Here is a 21388-nt window from a genome sequence, read left to right as displayed (position 1 = left end):
TCCGTCTACTGTGTGGCACCGCGTGTCCGCGATGACCTATTGGACGGAGTTTAGTGCGGTAGTCCGCCGTAGCAGAGTGCTAATGCGGTAGACCCGCTATCGCACCCGAGCATATCCACTGTTACCCTTGCTGTTTCAGCGCCTCAACCAACGCTGACACCGCGCGGAGCCGCGGATTCTTATAGGGGGCGTAGATAAGTAAGCGGCGGTTACTCCACGTTTCTTGCAGCGGTATTCTGACGAATCTGTCCGAGCCGGCATATGCCGCACTGGCGCTATTTGGCAGCACGGCTATGCCCAATCCGGCCTCCACCATTCGACAGCCGGCTTCAAAGCTGGAAACAGCAACGCTTTGGTTAAACGGCACCCGAAGATTTGTTGCCTGTTCACGGAGTTCCTGCGCCAATGCACCTCCAGGCTGCACGACTACCAAAGGATGGTCGAGAATCTCCGCATACCGAAGTCGCTTGCGTTTTGCCAGCGAGTGATTCACCGGCACTACAACGTTGAGCGGGTCAATGGCGAAAGGCCACGACTCTAAACCAGGCGGAGCGTTAGCTGCGACGCCAATGCCCACATCTACGACATCGTCCAAACAGGCGCGAATCGACTCGGCCGTCGATCGCTCAAACAGCGCAATTTCGACGAGCGGATGCGCCTGCTTGAACCCATGCAAGCGCTCAGGAAGAAAACCGATAATAGCCGAAGGACTTGCAGACAGTCTTACGACGCCTGCGACCTTGTCCCCAAGGTCCTGCACCTCACGAGTGAAGGCAACGATGTCCGCATTGAGCTTCCTACCCAACTCCAGCGCACGCTCCCCTGCGTCTGTAAGCGACACGCCGGTGGTGGAACGGATAAACAGCCCGACCCCCAAGTTGCGCTCCAGTTCCGCAATTCGTCGGCTCAGGGCCGACTGGGCGATGTGCTCGAGCTCCGCCGCACGCTTGATGGAACCTTCTCGCGCGACGGAAAGGAAAAGTTGAATACTGACAGGGTCTATGCGGTGCATTGTTTGTGAGCGCAAGTGCAGTGTCGGACAGCCGTGCACGGCTAGGGTTTTCCCGATATATTCTGCCGCGATACCGGGAATGCTACATCAGCGCTTGGGCTTAGGGAACAGACCGACTTAAAGTCCAATGAAATCCCACAGGAGATCCCCATGAACGTCCTCGAGCCGAATGGACGCGTCTTGTATCTGGTCCACTCGACGGCGGCAATGGAAAAGCAACTGCAAGGGGAGAGACTGACTCCCGCCGACCGTGAGCCGCTTCGAAATGATGTTTCCACCGACGAAATTACGCCGGTGCCCATTCTCACCCACTACGACGACGCACTAGGACGGTATCCGTACACTGGATATAAGGTCGGTGCGACGCTGCCGTTTAAGCCCGATTCCGTTCGGCAAGGTAAGTTCTACATCACCGTCGCCGGCAATCGCTACGGCAAAGGCTCCTCCCGTGAACACAGCCCGGCGGCCGAAAAACTCGCCGGCATCCGGCTAGTCATCGCGAAAAGCTTCGAACGGATTTATCGCCAGAACGCGGACAACATTGGTCTTTACACGTCCACGGACTTCAGCCTGGTTCCGCGCCTTGAAGCTGGGGAAGCAATTCCACTTGATGAACTCGTGGGAGGTCGAGACGCGCTGGCAGCTTCCATTTTGAAGCATGGCGGCCTGCTCAAGTTTGGCCAGCAGTACCTTACCAACGTCACGCCGGCCGCGAAGGTCGACGAACAGCGTCCCCAAACACTGTTCGAAAAGATTGTTCGACGCAACTTGCTGGCGACGCCAGTTACGTCTTCCGACCCAAAGCCTGGCGACGGTATCTTTGTTCAGGCCCACTGGCGATTCATTCACGAGTATTACACCGGCATGTGCGCTCATATGCTGCACGCGACATTCGGCAAGCCAGTGAAGTTGAAACATGCTGACCATATTGTCGTCTTCGAAGACCACACTTCGTACGTGACAGAAAGCCCCGCTCACGTTCGCAATGGCCTTGTCGAAAACGTCGTGCAGATGCGATTCGCGCAGCGCGACTTCGTGAAGACCTATGGGCTCACGTTTCACCGTACCCTTACGGATGAAGAGCTATCGAAGGACGATGGAAACAACGTCGCCGGCATCTCCCACGCCATGATGGCCGAGCAGTATGCCCTGCCCGGTCAAGTGGTTGTTGGCACGGATTCTCATACGCCTCACAGCGGCGCCCTGGGTTGCGTAGCCTTCGGCGTTGGCACCACCGACATGGCCAACGCCTTCGTTACCGGTGCTGTGCGCATGACGCTGCCAGAGTCGATCCGCGTGCATCTCGGTGGCAAGCTGCAGGCAGGCGTCACCGCCAAAGACGTTGTTCTCCAACTGCTGGCCCAGCCCGCAATCAAGGCGGGTGCCGGCGTTGGGAAGGTCTTCGAATTCGCCGGCCCGGTAGTTTCCGCCATGAGCGTGGACGAACGGGCAACGCTTACCAACATGTGCGCCGAATTGGGTGGGTTCACTGGCATCGTCGCGCCAGATGCCGAGACTGTTCGCTTCCTCCTGGAACGGCGTGGCGTCGAGTTCCAACTCGAGCCCTGGATGCACAGTGACGAAGGAGCGAAGTACGCCGCAAATCTTGAGGTCGATTGCAGCGTTCTGTCTCCGATGGTTGCACGTCCTGGCGACCCTGGCAACGGCTTGCCGCTCGCTACACTCGATGAGACTGTGAAAGTCGACATCGCCTATGGAGGCTCTTGCACTGCAGGTAAGCGCGAGGACTTCGACCAGTATCACGCGGTATTCCAATGGGCCGCCGAACGTGGCCTGAGAATCCCCGAACACGTGACCCTCTATCTCCAGTTCGGCACGACCGACGTGCGGGACTATTGCCAGAACAAAGGCTACCTTAAGGCCTTTGAAGCGGTAGGTGCACGCATTCTGCAGCCCTCATGCGGCGCATGTGCAAACTGCGGCCCGGGATCATCCACGAGCCCTGAGCAGGTAACCGTGAGCTCAATCAACCGAAACTTCCCTGGACGTTCGGGCCCTGGCCAAGTCTGGCTGGCGAGCCCTCCTACTGTGGCTGCCAGCGCCATCGCAGGCAAGCTCGTTTCGTTCAAAGAGCTGCAGCTGAACCAACCCGCTTCATCTCACTGAACACGTACAGTACGATCTCGAAGTGCTGGAGTCTGTCGCCCATCTCGTAACGGTAAAGTATTAGGCCCGAACGTATGTTGTGCCCGGTCGGCGCCCCGTGCTCGTCGGCCGGCTTTTCGTTTGGTGCTTCGCTATCGGTCGATGCCGGGCCGCCGGATTTGTGCCGCCGTTCCTGCTCGCGCGGCAGGCGCAGTTCTGCCAGCAGCTGGCGCGCCAGCACGGCTTCCGCCTCGGCGCGCTCGGCCCGGCGCTGTGCTGAGTTCCGTCTGCACCGCGTCCCGCTCGCCGGCGGCCTGGCGTTGCGCCACCTCGGCGGCCGCGAGCCGCTAGTTGAGCCGCTCCGTGAGCGCCGCCGCCTGGGCTTCGAGTCGGGCCCGGCCTCGGCCTGCGCGACTGCGGAGTCGCGGGCCTCCTGGCGTGCCGCTGCCAGTTCGCCGCGCAACTCTTCGGTGCGCGCTCGCTCTTCTGGCGCGCGGTGCGCTCCGCATCCAGTCCGCGTAGTGCCCGCCGCTCGCTGGCGTCGGCTCGTTCCTGGGCAATGGTCACCTGCTCGCGGGCGCGCTCCAGCTCGGTCGAGAATTGGGTACGCAGCTCCGTCAACTGGCGGCCCGCCGCCTTCAGTTGTGCCCGCCCCGCTTCCAGCCGGGTCTGGGTGGCGGCGTGCGCCTGCCGCTCGGCGGCGAGGTCCGCCTGGTTTTCTTCGATGGATTGCCGCGCCTCGGCGCGCAGCGTGGCGAGTTCGGCGGTGGCGGCCTCGTTGGCCGCCAGCCAGATGGTCTGGACCGCCCCGGCCGCGATGTCCTTCAACGAATCCGGCAGATCGGGGTGGTCGATGGTGACGCGGGTGCGCCCGCGCAGCTCCTGCCAGAACTGCTGGAGCACCTCGGCGGGCGTGCCCATGCTGCCCTTGCGCCCCAGGCTGTAGAGCTTGTTGGCGGTGGGCGTGACGCCATAGCGGAAGAACAGCAGGCCGCAGACCTCGCGATACAGCGCGCGGGTCTCGGAGAAGCGCCCGCGCAGTTCAGCCAGGTCGGCCTGCAGCGCGGCGCCGGTCGGAGCTCCCGATCAACCCCCTGGAAAGCTTGGCGGCCCCGCTGCCCAGCCCGCTCGAACGCCTGCAGCTGCCGCCGGCGCTCTCCGGCGCCGCCGGCAGCAAGAAGCTCGGCCGCGGCCACCGCGACTGGCGCCCCTTTGCCGAGCCCCTGTCGCCGGCCAGCGTGCGGCACGCGCTGGGTCATTCTGAATGCCCTCTTCGCCTGGCTGACCGAAGCCGGCTATCTGGCCGGCAATCCGCTCGCGCTGGCGCGCCGCCGGCGCGCGCCGAACCGGCCGCGCATCACGCGCTACCTCAGTCACGACTTGTGGGACGCGGTCAAAGAGACCGTCGCGGCGATGCCGGTCGCGACCGAGCGTGAACGCCTGCACCCGGCGCGCTGCCGCTGGGTGCTGACGGTGCTCTACCCGGGCGGGTTGCGGGCCACCGAGGTGACGGGCACCCCCATGGGGACGTTCTGGACCCGCACCTCAGAGGTTCTTCACTTCTCGACCCACTTACTGCGACAGAGCCTCTTTTCGCACCGGGTGGAATTTGGCGCGGCATTCAATGGCATCGTATTTTTCCAGAGTCACCTGCAAACGCCCCTCTCCACCTATTCCAGCCTGGATCAGTATGCACGGCAGTATGTCGAGTCGGTCAGCGCGCGCAGCGGGCAGACGGCGGACGAGAAAGTGCGTCGAATGATTGTCGCGTTGATGCCCTCGGGGGAATGTTCCCTCGCCCGTATTGCTGGCCTGCTCGGCGTGGATGTACGGACCATCCGGCGCCGGCTCGGTGATGAAAGCACGTCGTACAACGAGCTTCTGAACGAGGTACGCAAGGATCTGGTGGTGCGATACCTGAGTGAGGTGTCGCGCAAGCATGCGGAAATTGCGTTGCTCCTTGGTTTCAGCGGCCCCAGTTCATTCTCGCGCTGGTTCAGGCACGAGTTCGGGTACAAGGTCCAGGACTGGACCGGCGGCCGCGCGCCCTCTGTCTGAGCAGCCGCCCCCCCGAGCATTCTGCTCGGCGTGTCAGTTCGGAACGGCAGAGCCGGCAGGGAGGTCTGCACCGCGTCGCGATACGGAGGGTGCCAGTCACATCGGGCAACTGACATAGAATGATAAATGCCTGTCACGTATTGACAAGCGGGAGAAACTCGCGACGCCCAAACTCTCAATGATCGATCGGCCTAATCGACAATAGGAGACAGGGTTCATGATTCAGCGCCTCAAAGCGGCACCCGCAGTGGTCCGCGCAACCTCTCTGGGCAATTCGATCCAGGTCGAGCAAGTCACTTGCACGATCGGTGCGGAGCTCAGCAACGTCAACCTCGGTGCGGCGGCCGAAGACGACCAACAGATGGCGGAAATCCGTGCCCTGCTCCTGAAGCATCGCGTGCTGTTCTTCCGCGACCAGGACATCACGCGCGCGCAGCACGTGGCCTTTGCACGCCGCTTTGGCGAGCTGGAGGACCATCCGGTGGTGGGCAGCCATCCCGATTACCCGGGACTGGTTCAGATCTACAAAACCCCGGACAGTCCTCCCGATCGTAACGAGAATTCCTGGCATACCGATGCCACCTGGCGCGAAAAGCCACCGCTAGGCTGCGTGCTGCGCTGTATCGAGTGCCCGCCCGTGGGCGGCGACACGATGTGGGTCAACATGGTCGAGGCCTATAACCAGTTGCCCGAGGAGATCAAGACGAAGATCGCCGCATTACGCGCGCGCCACGGCATCGAGGCCAGCTTCGGTGCCGCCATGCCGATCGAAAAGCGTCTTGCACTGAAGGCTCAGTTCCCGGACGCCGAGCATCCCGTTGTGCGCACCCATCCCGAAACCGGAGAGAAGGTCCTGTTCGTCAACGGAAGCTTTACGACGCACTTCACCAATTACAACGTGCCGGCCAACGTGCGCTTCGGCATCGACAAGGCGCCGGGTGCCGCCAATTTGCTTAGCTACCTGGTCAGCCAGGCCACCATCCCCGAATACCAGGTGCGTTTTCGCTGGAAGAAAAACAGTGTTGCGTTCTGGGACAACCGTTCGACCCAGCACTACGCAGTGATGGATTACCCCCCGTGCCACCGAAAGATGGAGCGCACCGCCATCATCGGTGACGCACCTTATTGAAAGACCGATATGACCGCTACGGCACCGACCGTCCTCATCGTCCCTGGCCTGCGTGACCATGTGCCGGAACACTGGCAGACCCTGCTGGCGGCGAAGCTGCCTCGCGTCGTTAGCGTCGCCCCGCTTGAGCAAGACAAGCTGAGTTGCGCGGCCCGCGTCGACGCGATCGATCGCGCCCTGGCCACCATCGAGGGGCCAGTGATCATCGTGGCGCACAGCGCTGGCGCGATGATGGTCGCCCATTGGGCGGCCCGGGGCGCCACCCGCGAGATCCTCGGCGCACTGCTTGCAGCACCGGCGGACCTCGAGACGCCCATGCCGCTAGGCTACCCCACAACCGACACACTGAGCGACCACGGCTGGCTGCCGATCCCGCGCGGGCCATTGCCGTTTCCGAGCATCGTTGCGGCAAGCAGCAACGATCCGCTGACGCGTCTCGATCGCGCCCGCGACCTGGCGCAGGCGTGGGGCAGTCGCTTCGTCGAACTCGGCGAAGTCGGGCATCTGAATCCCGCTTCAGGCTATGGCGAATGGCCCCGGGCCGAAGCCTTCATTCGCGAACTCTGCTGACCGCACCACGGCCGATTGCCATCGGCCGGGAAGACGCAACGAGCACGATCCGCATGACTGCCTGACGGACGTGCCGTAACGGTAGACACCCGGTCGGGTGACTACCGTAGCGCCGGCGACCGGCGCACACGCTGAAACAATATCGCGATGTCAGCCCGGAAAACCGGGACTGGTATCCAACCAGCTCTTTCTCTTATGGAAGGGCTTCCATAGTCACCAGGCATGGCTCCTTGCAAGGGTGATGCTCACACGCAGCGCCCGTGACGTCGAGCCATATGCGTACCTGCACCGCTTGCTCACCGAACCGCCGCAGCGTGCGCGTTGCGGACGTCTGCTATAGCTTGCAACTCCCCTATCCGCGTTATCCGGCAACAAGCCGCGCTGCAACATTACGGGTAAGAACCGGCTCCTCGAGGTGTGTTGAATTTGGCACTAGGTGATCCAGTGCTCCCTGCGCCAGCGGATGACTGTCATAAAAGGCCAAGTTCATGGCGTGCAAGGTAAAGCGGGATGTCGCGCCAGGCTAGATGATCCGATGCAAGAGTCCCATATCAGGGATCGTGTCGCCGAACGTGATGCAACCTTACTCGTCGGCCGCGATCTGTTCACGCACCTGCCTGGAGGTTGCCCGCCTTTTTCTGCGCAAGCAGACCTGTGATGCTTGTTCCGCAACTGTGCGCCGATGCATGGCGAAATCGAGACGATAAGCCATGGCGCGGCAGCTGGCATCAGCGACCACGGCCTCTCATGACCACTGCCAGCCCTGCCTGAAGGCCTTGCCTCACAGGGGTCACACGACAACTGGCGGCACTACTAGTCATGAGTTTCAAGAATCATTAGAGGAGACAGAATTGAGCACGTATACAAGTAACGCGATGCCGGCTGAGCCGGCTGCGGCTACCACTGGCGCCCGCCCCTACGCGTGGGTGGTATTTTCATTGATGTTCTGCCTGTTACTGTCTGACTACATGTCGCGGCAGGCGATCAATGCCTTGTTTCCGCTCTTGAAGGTGCAGTGGCAGATTTCCGATACACAGCTCGGCTCGATTAGCAGCGTGGTGCCGTTGATGGTCGGCGTACTGACCCTCCCGTTCTCCATACTCGCCGACCGCTGGGGACGCGTCAAAAGCATTGCCCTAATGGTTTCGGTGTGGAGTGTTGCCACGCTCGGGTGCGCTATCGCCGCTAACTACCACGAGATGTTCGTCGCGCGCTTGTTCGTTGGCGTCGGCGAGGCTGCCTACGGCAGTGTCGGATTCGCTATGCTTGTGAGCATCTTTCCAAAGCATATGCGGTCTACCATTGCCGGCGGCTTTACATCTGCCGCTGCTTTTGGGTCCGTGCTCGGTGTCTCGCTTTCCGGCCTCATTGCGACGCACTTGGGCTGGCGCTGGTCGATGGCTCTGATGGCGATCATTGGCTTTGTGCTGGTGATCATTTACTGCTCCGTGGTTACGGAAAAAAAACTCGCAAGTGTCCGACTGGACAATGGGAACAGAACTCCGGCATACGGGCATGTGAAACTGACACCGCGTGCGTTCTTCTCTGGCCTGTTTCCGTCCCCTTCTGTCTTTTGTGCGTACCTCGGCTGCGCCCTGCAGATCTTCGTCCAGGGCACTCTTTTCGTGTGGCTGCCCAGCTACCTGAACCGCTACTGGGGCATGCCGGTCAGCGAGGCGGCCGCACTGGCTGCCGGCCTTGTCCTTGTCAGCGGCCTGGGCCAACTCCTGTGCGGTGTGATGACCGATCGGATCAGCGCGGATTCGTTGCTCAAGAGGTGGAACATGGCCATTGGCTATTGCCTCGTGCTAGGCACGCTGCTGGCGATCGCGTTCCGCATGCCACAGGGCAATCTGCAACTCGCGCTCCTTGCGCCCGGGGTGTTCTTCCTTGCCAGCTCGTTCGGCACTTGTAGCGCGATCATTGCCGGTGCCACACCGCCAGCCATTCATGGCTCGGCATTTGCCACCCTGACGTTGTTCAACAACATACTGGGCCTCGCAGCAGGCCCATTTATCACCGGCATGGCAGCGGACGCGGTTGGTCTTCAGGTCGCCTTGCGCTGGCTACCGCTCGCGGCAGTTCTGCCCTTCACCGTGTTCCTCATTGGCAGATGGTGTTACCTCGCGGAAACGCGACGCGGCTGAGCGCGCTGCCCGCGTGTCACCTGCAGGAGAGCGACCTGAAGATCGGCGAGGTCGCGCGCCTGATGGGACCTTCAAGCCAGAACAGTTTCGGCCATTGGTTCCGTGCTGCTTTTGGCTGCACCGTGACGCAATAGTGCAGGCAGGCGGCCGATCATTCTCGCCAACGTGACAATGCCCTCAGGAGGGAACGCCCTTGACCGTATCGAAAGCCATCTATCTGGAACCACCCGGAGGGCTCGACCGCCTGGTCCCGGGGACGTTAGAAACCCGCCCGCCCGGCCCCGCTGAGATCACGGTGCGCATCCATGCAAGCTCGCTGAACTATCACGACTTCGGTGTCGTCAGCCGCGGGGTGGGGCCTGTGCGGCGCATCCCGATGTCAGATGGTGCGGGGGTCGTCACCGAAGTGGGTGCGGGGGTGAAGGAGTTCTCCGCCGGCGACCATGTGGTCAGCACGTTCTTCCCGATGTGGCTGGACGGTGAGCCGAGCCTGTCCGACTTCGCCACGGTTCCCGGCGACGGTATCGACGGCTTTGCGCGCGAAACCGTGACACTGCCCGTGACGGCTTTCACGCATGCGCCGGCTGCCTACAGCCATGCGGAAGCGGCGACGCTGACGACCGCGGGGCTGACTGCCTGGCGGGCACTGTTTGTCGATGGCGCGCTGAAGCCCGGAGAGACCGTGCTGATCCTGGGAACGGGCGGTGTCTCGGTGTTCGCCCTCCAGTTTGCCAAGGCGGCAGGTGCCACCGTGATCGCGACGTCAGGCTCGGGCGACAAGCTTGCGCGCCTGCGCAGTCTGGGCGCGGACCATGTGATCAACTATCGCGACGACCCACGGTGGGGCCATACGGTACTCACGCTGACCGGCGGCGCCGGCGTGGATCACGTCATTGAAGTCGGTGGCGCGGCAACGCTGGAGCAGTCCGTTGCCGCCGCGCGCACGGGAGGGCACGTGGCGATCATCGGCGTCTTGTCGGGCGCGGATTCGCCGTTCAATGTCAGGCAGATCCTGCGCAAGCAGCTACGCATTACCGGCCTGCTGGTGGGCAGCCGGCGCCACCAGCTCGACATGGTGCGGGCGCTGGATGCCACCGCCATCCGTCCCATTATTGACCGGCACTTTCCGCTGGACGAGATCGCCGACGCTTTCCGCTACCAGGCGGCGCAGAGGCACTTCGGCAAGATTGTGCTGAGCATCTGATGCCTGGGCGAGCGGACAGGCCAAGGCCCCGGCCGCCGCCACACTCGACGGTCGCGCGTATCGCTGCGATGACGGCCCTCAACCGCCAACGTGACAACGCCGTCTACGGTGGCTGGTCGATTCCTGCAACGTCACGACGACGTTAATATATTGATGTCGACACCAAAAATGCGACTGCTATGATCGGGCTCACGATAGCACGAGGCGGCGTCCAGAACGATCTGCAAGTCTGGACGAAGATCGCCAACGACGCGGGGATCAGGATCGATGAATAAGATGTGTCGCGCGCGGCATCGCGGCCTGCCTGGGACAAAGCCGCCATTTCTCAGCCTGATAGCAGCCAGCCGTCACGGAGCCCTGGCCAGGTTCGGACGGCGCATTCAATTGGCGGGGGACCGGGGTGCTCGGCTTGTCGGCCATGGGCATGTCGGTCACTTCGACCTTGCATCCGAATACGGCCCCTGGCCGACCACTAAGGAATGATTGCGTGAATTGCTCTGAACTTTCGGGTGCGGTCCCTGCCCCTGCACCGTCGCAAACTCTGCGCGTTGATTTTTACCTTGACCTGATTTGCCCCTGGTGCTGGATTGGGTTGCGAAATCTGCGTTCGGCATGGGCAAGCCTGCGGCAGCAGCACCCCGGATTGGCGCTGGAGACGGTATGTCATGCCAATGCACTGCTGCCGCAGATTCCTGCCCAAGGCATTCCCTACCAGGCATTTTATGAGGCACGGCTTGGTGGCCAACGGGCAGTGGCGATGCGCCGCGCACAGATTCGCGCCGTGGCAGAGTCGTTGAACTTCGAAAGCATCGCGACCTTTCCGAATTCGTCGCTGGCATGTGCCTTGGTCAATGCGGCCCAGTCCAGGCTGATGCCGGAGGCCATGTACCAGTTGGTAGAGTCCATCTACTGCGCTTTCTTCTCTCAAGGGCAAGACATCGGTTCAGCGCAGACACTGCAGGCCCTGGCTCAAGCGTCTGGGTTCAGTTGGGACGCCAGGGCGTCCTCTGCGCTCCAGTCCTCAATGGGCGCCGACCCTGCAGAAGGGGTTCCTCATCTCGTCTTCAATGGGCAGTGGCCGGTCACTGGCGCCGTACCGGCCAGCGAGTTGGTTCGCGTCATGCAGCAAGCCGTGGTGACCGGGCGTTTGCATAGCGAGTGCAAATCCAATGCCTGATCCCGGATGGATTCTGCTCGGGCCTCCGGAGTCACTGGCTCCAGGCGCCCGCAAACTGGTCTTCTTGCCAGACGGTCAATCGGCAATCGTGCTCAACCTTGGCGGCCAATTCTTTGCCATGGAAAACAGTTGCCCCCATGCCGGAGCCTCCCTGGCAGGAGGTTCGTGTGTGGAGCACATGATCAGCTGCCCTGCACACGGCTTGCGATTTGACATTCGCAACGGCCAGTGCACCGCATCTCCGAGCTTGCGTATCCGCACCTATGAAGTCGTGATGGAGGACAAGCAACTTTGGCTACGCCCGCCAGGGCTCAATTGCTGAGAGTTCCCTGAAACAGGGCGACTGCTTCCGCGGTGACATGAGAAGGAATGAAGATGAGCAATGGCTTTGACACGGAGTTTTTCGCCGAGCGCTTCGGCCTGCGCGGACTGACGGCAATCGTTACCGGCGCTGGCTCGGGACTCGGGCGGCAGGCGGCAAGGACGCTGGCCGCCACCGGCGCGCATATCGCCCTGCTGGGCAGGCGGCCGGAGCCGCTGCAGGAAACTGCAAAACTGATCGCACAGGCCGGCGGTACAGCGCGGGCCGTTCCCGTCGATGTTGCCGACCAGGAAGCCGTGCGGCTTGCCTTGGATGACATCCAGCAAAGCATGCCGCCGCTATGGGCGCTTGTGAACAATGCGGGCGTCGGCGGGCGCGCGGCGCTGTTCGACGTGGACGAGAAGATGTTCGACCGGGTATTCGACGTGAACACGAAGGCCGCGTTGCTGATGTCTACCGCCTTCGCACGCCGGCTCATCGACAGGCAGTTGCCGGGACGCATCATCAACATATGCTCCCTGGCCGCGCAGACGCACTCGCCGCACCTGGGCATCTACGGCTCCAGCAAGGCAGCGCTGGAGCACTTGACCCGCACGATGGCCCATGAATGGGCGTGCCACGGCATCAACGTCAACGCCATCAGTCCCGGCTACATCGAGACTGACATCAACCGCGCCATGTTCCAGAGCCCCGCGGGCAGGAAGATCGTCGAGGGCCTGCCTCGCCGGCGCCTCGGCACGCCCGAGGCGCTCGATGGCGCGCTGCTGACGCTCGCTTCGCCGGCCAGCGCATTCATGACTGGCTCGACGCTCGTCGTCGATGATGGGCAAGGCTTCAGCATCTGCTAAGTCCGGTCTCTCCGGCCATTTCGTGACGCTGCAATCGAAGCGGTCGCTGAGCCATCTGGAGAAGGTGCTGAGAGAGGCGAACCGCCGCGGCGTGCCCGACGCACTCTCACTTCGTCATCAATGCGCCTGCTTTGGTAGTCGATGGTCCAGTGCTCCTGCGCCAGCCGATGACTGTCATAAAAGGGAAAGCTCAATGCGTGCAAGGTAAAGTGGGAAGTGGCGCCAGGCCAGATGATTCAATCGTCGCAAAGGACAGCCGTTCCCGCTCAAGCATCCCTGCTACCCGGGAGAGGCCACAGGCGGCTTGAGCAAGGCGCCTGTGGCAATTTTTCTATCGCCTGACCAGCTTGCCGCGACATGGATTTGTCCCTTGGCGAGCCGCGGGCGTATTGTGATAGTTGATACCGAACAGGAGACAACAAACCGGGACCGGGAGAGGTCCGCGTCCGCCACGTGGCGGCAGGCCTGAACTTTGCCGATACCTACTTCCGCAGCGGCACTTACAAGGTTCCGCTGCCCAGCGGCCTCGGCAACGAGGCTGCTGGCGTGATCGAGGCCGTCGGTGCCGGCGTCACCCATCTGGCGGTCGGCGACCGTGTGACCTATACGGGATTTACCAACACGCTGGGCGCCTACAGCACGGAGCGGCTGATCTGTGGCGATCCTCTGATCAAGCTGCCGCAGGCAATCAGTTGCGAAGTCGCGGCGGCCATGACGATGCGGGGCTTGTCAGCGGCCTACCTGATGCGCTGGATCTACCCCTTCAAGGCGGGCGACTCCATCCTGCTGCATGCCGCGGCAGGCGGTGTTGGCCTGATTGTTTCGCAGTGGGCCAAATTGCTGGGGCTGACGGTGATCGGCACGGTTTCCACCGATGCCAAGGCCGAAGTGGCGCGCGCCCACGGCTGTGACCACACCATCAACTACAGCCATGAGGACGTGGCCAAGCGCGTGCGGGAACTGACGGACGGCGTGGGCGTGAACGTGATCTTCGACAGCGTGGGCAAGGACACCTTCATGTCCTCGCTGGACTCCCTCAAGCGCCGCGGCTTGCTGGTTTGCGTGGGGTTCGCCTCCGGCCCGGTCACCGGGTTCGATCCGGCAATTCTGGCCCGCAAAGGCTCGGCATTCCTGACGCGCCCGGGCCTGGCCGACTATATCGCCGATCCTGCCGAGAAGGCGGAACTGGTCGGCGAGCTGTTCGGCCACGTGGCGGCTGGCCGCATCCGCATCGGGATCAATCAGCGCTATGCCCTGGAAGATGCAGTGCAGGCACACCGGGACCTGGAGTCTCGAATGACCACGGGCTCGTCCATCTTCGTGATTTGAGCGCTCCCCCTCCTGGGGGAACCGGAGCCGTCAGGCCTGGCCGGCAAGACGGCTCCCGGTGATTTGGCAGTCGGGCCAGGTTGTTCGGGACCCGCTGTCGGTAGCGCTCTGCGTTGTACGCGGCGCGGGGATCCGCATATTCCACGCCATCGCGCAATGTGCTGACATGGCTGCGCCCTTGCGCACGCTTCCGGTTGGTGGCGCGCTGCATTACGGCACAGATCAGGAGATCAAAGGGTGTCGGCAGTCATTGATCGCCGACAACCTTGTTTTTTTAAGCTTCCGCGATTCCGATAGGCAGCAAGGCCGGTCAGAATGTCGCGCACATTCGCGCATCGGACCGGGTTGGCTTACCCCGACGTAACTCGGCCGGTTCCGTGGCCCTGGACGATGACGGTATCGTTCACGTCTGCGATGGTCGTCGCGCCAAGCATGGCCATGTTGCGATCGACCTCATCGCGCAACAGCGTGATGGCGTGGCGAATGCCTTCGGCTCCTCCAATGGCCGCAGCGTAAACAAAGGGCCGCCCTAGGAAGACAAAGCGGGCTCCCAGTGCCAACGCCTTCAGAACATCACCGCCTCGCCGGATACCGCTGTCCATCATCACGGTTATCTTATGCGCGACTGCCTCACAGATCTCCGGCAGGACAGCAAGCGGTTCCACGGCGCCGTCCAACTGGCGCCCACCGTGATTCGAGACAATGATGCCGTCGGCGCCCAGGGCGACAGCGCGTTCGGCATCGGACGTATGCAAAATGCCCTTGATGACGAGGTTGCCGCGCCATCTTTTCCGGATTCGCTCGATATCCGTCCAGTTCAGGTGATCCCGCCCCGTCGTATCGCGAATTGCGGAGGCCGACAAGATCGGTGCGCCGCGAGATGCAAAAGAATTCTCAAAACGCGGCATCCCACTCGAAATAAGCGTCCTGGCGAACGTCCCGGCCAGCCAACGCGGCCGGGACACGCCATCGAATGCCAGACGCACAGATGGTCGCAGAGGCAAGGAGAAGCCCGTACGGACGTTATTCTCCCGGTTGGCCCAAACGGGAATATCAACCGTCAGGACAAGCGTTTTGAACCCGGCCGCTTCAATCCGGTCAATCAGCGCGTCCCTGCGTGTGGCGTCACCTGGCAGGTACGCCTGGAACCACGTGCCCGGCGCGGCCGCGTGAACGGTTTCCATCGGAATCAGGGACGTACCGCTCATGATTGCGGGTATCTGCTCTTCCCGTGCCGTTTGGGCGAGGACCACATCGCCGCGGTAAGCGGCAATCGCACTGATTCCGACGGGCGCCACGCCAAAGGGAGCAGCGTAACGTTGCCCGAAGATCTCGGTCGCTTGCGACCTTCCCGATACGTCGACAAGGACTTTTGGACGAAACCTGACCTCGTCGAAAGCGGTCCTGTTCGCGGCAAGCGACTTTTCATCCTCCGCAGCGCCGGCAATATAGCCAAAGATGGGGCGCGGAAGCACCCGCTTTGCCGCGACCTCAAAATCGGCAAGCGAGAGGATCGGCCGCAGTCGTCGAGGAAGCTGACGGTTGACGCCATAGGCAGGCTTGGCAGGTGTTCCGGCGCCCGGAACGGCCTGGCTTCTTGCAACTTCGGTTTGAGATGTCATCATGATTTGAAGCTTCTATCAGGCCCAACCGCTGTCACTGTCAGCCACGCCGGATCACATTGATAATTAGGCGAACGTGCCTCGCTGGCGCATCAGCTCACGGAACAGGGCCTCACTCTTCTCGAACGACGCACGCCCGTGGAGGTAGAAGTAGTTGTTCAGGACAACCAGGTCGCCGACGGGCAGCGACACTTCCCTGGTTCCCGGCGAAGCCTCCATGGAGGTCGACAGGTCGTTCAGGAATGCAGCCTCCTCGCGATTGCGAGGCTGTACAAACTGATCGATGAAGGACATCGACAACCCAGACTCGTTCTGGAAGAAGAGCGGGCGCTCGACCTTGTCGCTGACATTCTTGGACCCCGGCGCCTTGTAGAGGAAAGGCTGCGTCCCGAGACGGTGACTGACAAAGCGGTCACGCCCTTCCCAATCGTCCAGATGCAGGAACCGGGACTCGCCGCCAACTGCATTCTGTTCTGCAAACTTCATCATCAACAGCCAGTCCGTCGCTTCGGTAACGAAGGTGCCGTCGGTGTGCATCGTGAAGAGCCGATAGGCCTGGCGCAAATAGGAGTCGCTATTGTCCGTATGCTTGACCACGAAGCGCGCATAGTAAGTGCCCGACATCGAATCGTGGTTGCTGGGGCCCAGCAGGTGCCCGATGGCAGTGCCGAAGCGAACGAAATCGTCGGCGTCCGTCGTCAGTCCCTGGAGGCCTACCGTAAAGCCACCGTGCTGCCGGTCCTTCACAATCTTGTTGATGGTTGTAGCGAAGTCCTCCCCGACATGCTTCGCGAGCACGTCCGCGAGCTCATAGCGCATGAAGGGGACATACTCCAGGTTCTGGACATCGACCTTGCGTACGTCATGCAGGAACCCAAGAAGAGCATCGCGCTCAACGGTCACATGCAGGATGCGATGGTGATCAGGGTGGGCAGACAACTGGAAGCGGCACTCATCTTGGCTGGCAAGCACTGCAGCGGGAAGCGGGGCATTCATCGATAGCTCTCAGGGATGTGGTATGGCGCTATTTCATCTGGATTCTTTGATATGATCCAGATAGAAGTGTGTAATATTTGTTCCGAAATCGAGATTAAAACGATGATCGACGTTCGCCAGCTGCAGTGCTTTCTCGCCGTGGCGGAAGAACTTCACTTTGCGAAGGCGGCAGATCGCCTGGGTGTCGCACAGTCAGGGCTCAGCACCCAGATCCAGCGCCTTGAGCAGGATCTGGGAGTCACGCTGCTGAACCGAAACAAAAGGAAGCCGGTGTCGCTTACCGACGCGGGGCACCTGTTCCAGGCCGAGGCTGTCGCTGCATTGCGACACATTGAGCGCGCCGACCAGGTGGGACGCCTGGCTGCCCGAGGATTGGCCGGCGTCATCCGTGTCGGCTATGTGGCATCTGGCGCAAGCAGCGGCCTGTTGTCCATGATGCTGAGCGAGTTTCGGAAATCACACGAAATGGTCCGGATCGAAGTCGTGCCAATGGAAACGCCAAGGCAGCTTGAAGCGCTCAGCGATGGCCAGATTGATGTGGGAATTGTCAGGCCCAGGCGGCTCTATCCGGCTGGCGTGGTCACCAAAGTCGTACAGACCGAACGTCTGCTGGCTGCCATGACAGAAAGCCATCCCCTTGCAAGGCGAACGACAATTCCAGCGCGCGCGCTGGCAGATCAATCGTTCATCGTCCCTCAGTTTGCAGACGAGGAAGGATTCGGGTCCGCGTTATCCGCCCTGGGCGAAGTCGGAGGGTTCACGCCGCATCTGGAATATCGGGTCCAGGATTTCATCTCGGCAATTTGCCTTGCGTCTGCGGGATACGGAGTGGCCATCGTGCCTGAGTCAATGCAGAACTTCTCCCAGCCAGGAATCTTCTACGCACAGATCTCTGACTTTAAATTCTCAGTGCAACTGGTGCTGGCTCACAGGCGTCGGGAAATATCCCCAGCAGTACGCGCATTTGTGCAACTCGGAACTCAGATGTTCAATGGCCGGGCGTCCTAGCCTCGCCATTTGCACCAGCGCCTGATCAAGGAGGACGAACCCTGCCGGATACCTGGCCACCACAAGGAGAGAAAACGGAAGACAACAGCGACGACCTGCGCATCGTTCTACATGCGCCCACCGTCGCCGCGCTAGCCCGGGCGCGTAGACTCGCCCCAAGCGACCGTTAGCATTGTCGTGAATTCCGAGGCCGTGGAGGCCGCGCTGGACGTGCCGGATTCCGCTTCCGACGCCCTCACCCTGGTCTGTCCCAACACGCTGGCCAAGATCGGCCGGGAGGCGCGAGCGCCATTTACCGTCGGCCTGCCAGCAGCAGCGTCGGATTGGGCTGCCTAAGCCTGAACACCGCGGTTGGGCGTGGGGCCAAGCCAGCGAGGACACCGCGCACGAACCTGCCGGCAGGCATTGCCAAGGTTCCCAAGCGGCTGCACGCTGATTCGCAAGAACCTCTGCCTGCAAGGACTCTATCTGCCGGGGTTGCCCTACGAGATACGCTGGATAGCGCAGGAGGGATTGTCACGCTGGATGCTTGACGTCCCGGATGCCATCCACGCGGTCGACTCGGCCTCGAGCGCCTTAACCAAAAGGCGAAACCGGCTGCTTGGGGTTTTGCTGACCCAAAGCAGCCGCGCCGCCAGGCAAAAACCCTTTTCAAGCGGGCACTTCGCCCTCCAGGGTGACTCGGTTCAAAAGGCGCTCCTGGTTGCCGTAGTCGTGGACCGCATAGTGCATGGTGCACCGGTTGTCCCACATCAGCGCATCGCCGACGCGCCACATGTGGCGGTAGATGTTGTCCGGCTGCGTGCTGTGCTCATACAGGAAGTTCAGCAAGGGCCTGGCTTCGGCCTCCGTCATGCCCTCGATGCCCATCACGTTGTCCGGATGCCCAATGTAGAGCGCCTTGCGGCCGGTCTCCGGATGCGTGCGCACCATCGGATGCACGGCGACGGGCGCATCGGACTCGCACACGCCTTGGGAGCGAGCCAGCCGCACGGCGCGGAATTGGACGCGCAGGCCTTGCAGCATGCGTTGCATTACGGGAGTCAGCCTCTCGTAGGCGAGGTATTGGTTGCACCACATCGTGTCGCCACCCACCGGCACCACCTGCGCGCTGAGCATGGTGATCTTGGGCGGCACGGGCGTGTGCGGCGCATCGTAGTGCCAGGCCTCGGTCGAAATGAGCTCCTTCGGCACCGTTCGGATCTGGACCACTTCAGGATACTCATCGAGCCGCAGCTTGGACAGCAAGGCCGGAACGACCGGCTCGCCCCAGTGACGGATGAAATCCAGCTGAGCCGCGGGCTTGAGCGACTGGTCGCGGAACACTAGCACGCAGTGCTGCAGGAATGCCTTGCTCAGTTGCTCGAACAGTTCGCCGGTCAAGGGCTCCGAGAGCGAGATGCCTTCGATCGAGGCACCGATCGAGCCGGTGAGTGGTGTGATGTTTACGTTCATGCAGGCTCCTTCGTCGCAGTCTGCGACATGGTGATTGGCGCTGCGGCCGCCATCACGCTCTTGTGGACGGCCAGGACGATTTTTCCGAAGTGCTGGTTGGTTGCCATGTAGGCGTGGGCCTCCGCGATGTCGTCGAGCGCGAATAGGCGGTCGACCGGCATCTTGAGGCGACCCTCGCGCAGCAGCGGCAGCACATCGCGCGCGCACGCTTCGATCAAGGCGAGCCGCTCTTCCTCGGTACGGGTGCGGAAGGTGGTCCCGACCACCTTCAGGCGATTGACCCACATGTGCTTGATGTCGACCTGGGCGGTATCGACGCCGCTCATCCGCGCGATGATAACTAGCCGGCCGCGCACGGCCAGGCATTTCAGGTTGGCGTCAAACACCGCGCCGCCCAGCGAGTCGATGATCACGTCCACGCCGCGGCCGTCGGTGGCGTCCTTCACGGCCTGCACGGTATCCGGCTTCGAGACATCGATGGTGTGGGTCGCGCCGTATTCACGCAGCCGCGCCAGCTTGGCCGCCGAACGCGAGATGGCGATGACCTGGCTGGCGCCGAGTTGGGCGGCCAGCTGGACGGCGGCCAGTCCCATGCCACCGGTGGCCGCATTCACCAGCACGGATTGTCCGGCACGGAACTCGCCATTGGTGACCAGCGCGTCGTGCGCGCTGATGAACACATTGGGGAATGCGGCCGCCTCGACCCAGGACAGCGTGGCCGGGATCGGGATCAGCGCGCGCGCCTCAGCTAGCACATACTCGGACTGGCCGCCCCAGCCGTGGCCGGTGACGCGTTCGCCTTCACGCACGCCGCGCACATCGGGTCCGACCTGGCTGACAATGCCGGCGAACTCAATGCCGGCCAGTATCGGGCCGCCGCTTTTCGCTTCACCCACCCGGACCAATTCGCCCCGGTTCAGGCCCGAGGCCATCACCTGCACTACTACTTGGCCGGGACCGGGCGTCGGACGGGGAATCTCCCGGATTTCCAGGTGGCCGCCTTGCGGGGCCGAAATAATCATGGCTGCTTTCATAGCTGAATCATTTCCATCAAGGTTTTGTGAGGTCTTACTGCTTCAGGGTCAACTTGCGGTTCAGCGCATCGAAGTGGTCGTAGTCGGACTGCAGGCGCTGCGCGAATTGCTGCGGCGAATCGGGCATGATCGGCTCGAATCTCAGCTTGGCGACATGGTCGCGAAACGGCGCCAGACCGGCGATGCGGCGCGTGACGGCGTAGAGCTTTTCGACAACGGCGGCCGGTACCTTGGGAGATACCACGATGCCCTGCCAGCTGCTGAAATCATTGAACTCCGGAAAACCCTGTTCAGCGAAGGTCGGAACCTGCGGCATGCCGGGGTAGCGGGTGGTGCCCGCGATGGCCAGCGCTTTGATCTTGCCGCTCTGCAGATGGGGTCCCGAGGTCACGACGCTGTCCAGATACAGCGTGACCTGATTGGACATCACCGCGAGCAGCGCGGGAGGAGTACCCGAATATGGCACGTGCTGCATGTTCACGCCGAGTTTGAGATTAAGCATCTCACCACCGCGCTGCGCGATCGTTCCGGGGCTCGGGGACGCAAAGCTGCTCTTGTCCGGCGCAGCCTTGAGATGCCGCACCATGCCGGCCAGGTCATTCGCGGGGTAGTCCTGCGCAACGACCAGCACGTAACGGTACTGGGTGAGCGCCGCCACCGGCCGCACGTCCTTCATCGGGTCGTAGGGGGGCTTCATGACGTGCGGTATTTCGGTGAGCACGTTCGAGCTGGTGTACAGGATGACGTGGCCGTCGGCAGGCGCGTTTAGCATGGCCTGCACTCCGATGGAGCCCCCCGCGCCCGCCTTATTTTCAACGATGACAGGTTGGCCAACTTCCTTGGACAAATAGCTGGCAAAGATGCGAGCCGGCGCGTCCATGTTCCCGCCGGCAGGCGCGGGGACGATGATCTTGATGGCCCGATCGGGCCAGGCCTGGGCCAGCGATGAGCAGGCCAGCAACAACGCGCCGAGCGCGAAACGACAAGACGCAAGGCTAGCAGCTTTCATGGATATCTCCTCGGTTCTCTTTTTCACACGACGGGGTGTTCTGCGGACGATTTAATTCCAGGCATCGACGCGTCCTGCGCCAGTTCGCCGGACCAGTTCGTTCGCTGTAGGCTGACCAGTGGCCCGGTGCCTCGTCACGCAGACCGGGAACCAGCAGCAGTGTGCTGCGGACTGTCATGCGTCGCTCATCGCGCCACCTTGCGTTCCGCCAGTGCCGGCCTGATCGGACGACGTGCGGTGGGATAACGCAACTCGGCGAGCGTCTGCTCGGTCGTCTGGTACTGTGTGCCGATCTTGAAGATTGCGCGCGCCTCCTGAGCCGACGCGACGCCCCGTCCCAGTTCGTGCGAGATGCGCACCAG

Annotated in this window: 18 protein-coding genes and 3 pseudogenes; 14 read left to right on the top strand and 7 right to left on the bottom strand. The window is 62.1% G+C overall.

Annotated features, from left to right (window positions below):
- Window positions 1-121: 121 nt before the first annotated feature.
- Window positions 122-1012 (bottom strand): LysR family transcriptional regulator, encoded by an 891-nt coding sequence (locus AC1Q7H_RS34495; RefSeq protein WP_492382226.1) that lies wholly within the window; start codon window positions 1010-1012, stop codon window positions 122-124.
- Window positions 1013-1162: 150 nt separating this feature from the next.
- Between AC1Q7H_RS34495 and AC1Q7H_RS34490 the strand changes: the two genes are divergently transcribed.
- Complete coding sequence (locus tag AC1Q7H_RS34490; RefSeq protein WP_492382225.1) at window positions 1163-3139, top strand: aconitase family protein; 1977 nt, start codon at window positions 1163-1165, stop codon at window positions 3137-3139.
- Here AC1Q7H_RS34490 and AC1Q7H_RS34485 read toward each other — a convergent pair.
- A pseudogene (locus AC1Q7H_RS34485) lies at window positions 3099-4168 on the bottom strand (DNA-binding protein). The gene AC1Q7H_RS34490 and the pseudogene AC1Q7H_RS34485 sit on opposite strands and share 41 nt — an antisense overlap.
- Window positions 4169-4233: 65 nt before the next feature.
- Here AC1Q7H_RS34485 and AC1Q7H_RS34480 point away from each other — a divergent pair.
- The 11 genes and pseudogenes from AC1Q7H_RS34480 to AC1Q7H_RS34430 all read left to right on the top strand — a co-directional run.
- A pseudogene (locus tag AC1Q7H_RS34480) lies at window positions 4234-4660 on the top strand (integrase/recombinase); the annotation flags it as partial.
- The gene (locus AC1Q7H_RS34475) at window positions 4640-5176 is read left to right on the top strand and encodes a helix-turn-helix transcriptional regulator (protein WP_492382243.1); all 537 of its coding nucleotides are present in this window, start codon (window positions 4640-4642) and stop codon (window positions 5174-5176) included. The pseudogene AC1Q7H_RS34480 and the gene AC1Q7H_RS34475, both read left to right, overlap by 21 nt.
- Before the next feature lie 217 nt (window positions 5177-5393).
- A complete protein-coding gene (locus AC1Q7H_RS34470; RefSeq protein ID WP_211983081.1) occupies window positions 5394-6305 on the top strand; it encodes a TauD/TfdA dioxygenase family protein in 912 nt (303 codons plus the stop codon).
- Between the two features lie 9 nt (window positions 6306-6314).
- Window positions 6315-6875, top strand: a complete 561-nt coding sequence (locus tag AC1Q7H_RS34465) for an RBBP9/YdeN family alpha/beta hydrolase (RefSeq protein ID WP_492382224.1) — start codon at window positions 6315-6317, stop codon at window positions 6873-6875.
- An 875-nt stretch (window positions 6876-7750) separates the two neighbouring features.
- Entirely contained in the window at window positions 7751-9022 is a 1272-nt protein-coding gene (locus AC1Q7H_RS34460) for an MFS transporter (protein WP_492382242.1), read from the top strand.
- A 193-nt stretch (window positions 9023-9215) separates the two neighbouring features.
- Complete coding sequence (locus AC1Q7H_RS34455) at window positions 9216-10226, top strand: zinc-dependent alcohol dehydrogenase family protein (RefSeq protein ID WP_492382223.1); 1011 nt, start codon at window positions 9216-9218, stop codon at window positions 10224-10226.
- 267 nt (window positions 10227-10493) lie between these two features.
- Complete coding sequence (locus AC1Q7H_RS34450) at window positions 10494-10709, top strand: alpha/beta hydrolase (protein ID WP_492382222.1); 216 nt, start codon at window positions 10494-10496, stop codon at window positions 10707-10709.
- 4 nt (window positions 10710-10713) lie between these two features.
- Window positions 10714-11403 carry a DsbA family protein gene (locus tag AC1Q7H_RS34445; protein ID WP_492382221.1) on the top strand — a complete coding sequence of 230 codons (690 nt, stop codon included), beginning with the start codon at window positions 10714-10716 and terminating at the stop codon, window positions 11401-11403.
- Window positions 11396-11725, top strand: a complete 330-nt coding sequence (locus tag AC1Q7H_RS34440) for a Rieske (2Fe-2S) protein (protein ID WP_080569622.1) — start codon at window positions 11396-11398, stop codon at window positions 11723-11725. Before AC1Q7H_RS34445 ends, AC1Q7H_RS34440 begins: the two co-directional genes overlap by 8 nt.
- Before the next feature lie 47 nt (window positions 11726-11772).
- On the top strand, window positions 11773-12573 hold the full coding sequence (locus AC1Q7H_RS34435; protein ID WP_049800696.1) for an SDR family NAD(P)-dependent oxidoreductase: 801 nt from the start codon (window positions 11773-11775) through the stop codon (window positions 12571-12573).
- Between the two features lie 423 nt (window positions 12574-12996).
- Window positions 12997-13902, top strand: a pseudogene (locus AC1Q7H_RS34430) (quinone oxidoreductase family protein); the annotation flags it as partial.
- Window positions 13903-14252: 350 nt separating this feature from the next.
- On the opposite strand, the gene AC1Q7H_RS34425 reads toward AC1Q7H_RS34430, so the two are convergent.
- Window positions 14253-15527, bottom strand: coding sequence for an alpha-hydroxy acid oxidase (locus tag AC1Q7H_RS34425; protein WP_492382220.1), 1275 nt, complete (start codon window positions 15525-15527; stop codon window positions 14253-14255).
- A 63-nt stretch (window positions 15528-15590) separates the two neighbouring features.
- Window positions 15591-16520, bottom strand: coding sequence for a glutarate dioxygenase GlaH (gene glaH / locus AC1Q7H_RS34420; RefSeq protein WP_492382219.1), 930 nt, complete (start codon window positions 16518-16520; stop codon window positions 15591-15593).
- A gap of 51 nt (window positions 16521-16571) precedes the next feature.
- Here glaH and AC1Q7H_RS34415 point away from each other — a divergent pair, with 51 nt between their 5' ends.
- The gene (locus tag AC1Q7H_RS34415; protein ID WP_492382218.1) at window positions 16572-17528 is read left to right on the top strand and encodes a LysR family transcriptional regulator; all 957 of its coding nucleotides are present in this window, start codon (window positions 16572-16574) and stop codon (window positions 17526-17528) included.
- 177 nt (window positions 17529-17705) lie between these two features.
- Window positions 17706-17864 (top strand): hypothetical protein, encoded by a 159-nt coding sequence (locus AC1Q7H_RS34410; protein WP_492382217.1) that lies wholly within the window; start codon window positions 17706-17708, stop codon window positions 17862-17864.
- 315 nt (window positions 17865-18179) lie between these two features.
- Here AC1Q7H_RS34410 and AC1Q7H_RS34405 read toward each other — a convergent pair whose 3' ends face one another.
- The 3 genes from AC1Q7H_RS34405 to AC1Q7H_RS34395 are packed head-to-tail and all read right to left on the bottom strand — an operon-like array spanning window position 18180 to window position 21026.
- On the bottom strand, window positions 18180-18983 hold the full coding sequence (locus tag AC1Q7H_RS34405) for a TauD/TfdA dioxygenase family protein (protein WP_492382216.1): 804 nt from the start codon (window positions 18981-18983) through the stop codon (window positions 18180-18182).
- Window positions 18980-20005 (bottom strand): zinc-binding dehydrogenase, encoded by a 1026-nt coding sequence (locus AC1Q7H_RS34400; RefSeq protein ID WP_492382215.1) that lies wholly within the window; start codon window positions 20003-20005, stop codon window positions 18980-18982. Before AC1Q7H_RS34400 ends, AC1Q7H_RS34405 begins: the two co-directional genes overlap by 4 nt.
- Window positions 20006-20051: 46 nt before the next feature.
- Entirely contained in the window at window positions 20052-21026 is a 975-nt protein-coding gene (locus AC1Q7H_RS34395; RefSeq protein ID WP_492382214.1) for a Bug family tripartite tricarboxylate transporter substrate binding protein, read from the bottom strand.
- Between the last annotated feature and the right edge of the window lie 362 nt (window positions 21027-21388).

It is taken from the genome of Cupriavidus sp. GW823-FHT06D04 (genome assembly GCF_058795055.1).
Note: the sequence above shows the minus strand (reverse complement) of the source record. Positions and strands in the feature narration are given on the sequence as shown.

Coding starts and splice junctions, on each gene's coding strand:
- AC1Q7H_RS34395 (WP_492382214.1), bottom strand. CDS start 21,026: ATGAAAGCTGCTAGCCTTGCGTCTTGTCGTTTCGCGCTCGGCGCGTTG.
- AC1Q7H_RS34425 (WP_492382220.1), bottom strand. CDS start 15,527: ATGATGACATCTCAAACCGAAGTTGCAAGAAGCCAGGCCGTTCCGGGC.
- AC1Q7H_RS34450 (WP_492382222.1), top strand. CDS start 10,494: ATGAATAAGATGTGTCGCGCGCGGCATCGCGGCCTGCCTGGGACAAAG.
- AC1Q7H_RS34490 (WP_492382225.1), top strand. CDS start 1,163: ATGAACGTCCTCGAGCCGAATGGACGCGTCTTGTATCTGGTCCACTCG.
- AC1Q7H_RS34435 (WP_049800696.1), top strand. CDS start 11,773: ATGAAGATGAGCAATGGCTTTGACACGGAGTTTTTCGCCGAGCGCTTC.
- AC1Q7H_RS34405 (WP_492382216.1), bottom strand. CDS start 18,983: ATGAACGTAAACATCACACCACTCACCGGCTCGATCGGTGCCTCGATC.
- glaH (WP_492382219.1), bottom strand. CDS start 16,520: ATGAATGCCCCGCTTCCCGCTGCAGTGCTTGCCAGCCAAGATGAGTGC.
- AC1Q7H_RS34460 (WP_492382242.1), top strand. CDS start 7,751: ATGCCGGCTGAGCCGGCTGCGGCTACCACTGGCGCCCGCCCCTACGCG.
- AC1Q7H_RS34465 (WP_492382224.1), top strand. CDS start 6,315: ATGACCGCTACGGCACCGACCGTCCTCATCGTCCCTGGCCTGCGTGAC.
- AC1Q7H_RS34475 (WP_492382243.1), top strand. CDS start 4,640: ATGGGGACGTTCTGGACCCGCACCTCAGAGGTTCTTCACTTCTCGACC.
- AC1Q7H_RS34470 (WP_211983081.1), top strand. CDS start 5,394: ATGATTCAGCGCCTCAAAGCGGCACCCGCAGTGGTCCGCGCAACCTCT.
- AC1Q7H_RS34495 (WP_492382226.1), bottom strand. CDS start 1,012: ATGCACCGCATAGACCCTGTCAGTATTCAACTTTTCCTTTCCGTCGCG.
- AC1Q7H_RS34400 (WP_492382215.1), bottom strand. CDS start 20,005: ATGATTATTTCGGCCCCGCAAGGCGGCCACCTGGAAATCCGGGAGATT.
- AC1Q7H_RS34440 (WP_080569622.1), top strand. CDS start 11,396: ATGCCTGATCCCGGATGGATTCTGCTCGGGCCTCCGGAGTCACTGGCT.
- AC1Q7H_RS34415 (WP_492382218.1), top strand. CDS start 16,572: ATGATCCAGATAGAAGTGTGTAATATTTGTTCCGAAATCGAGATTAAA.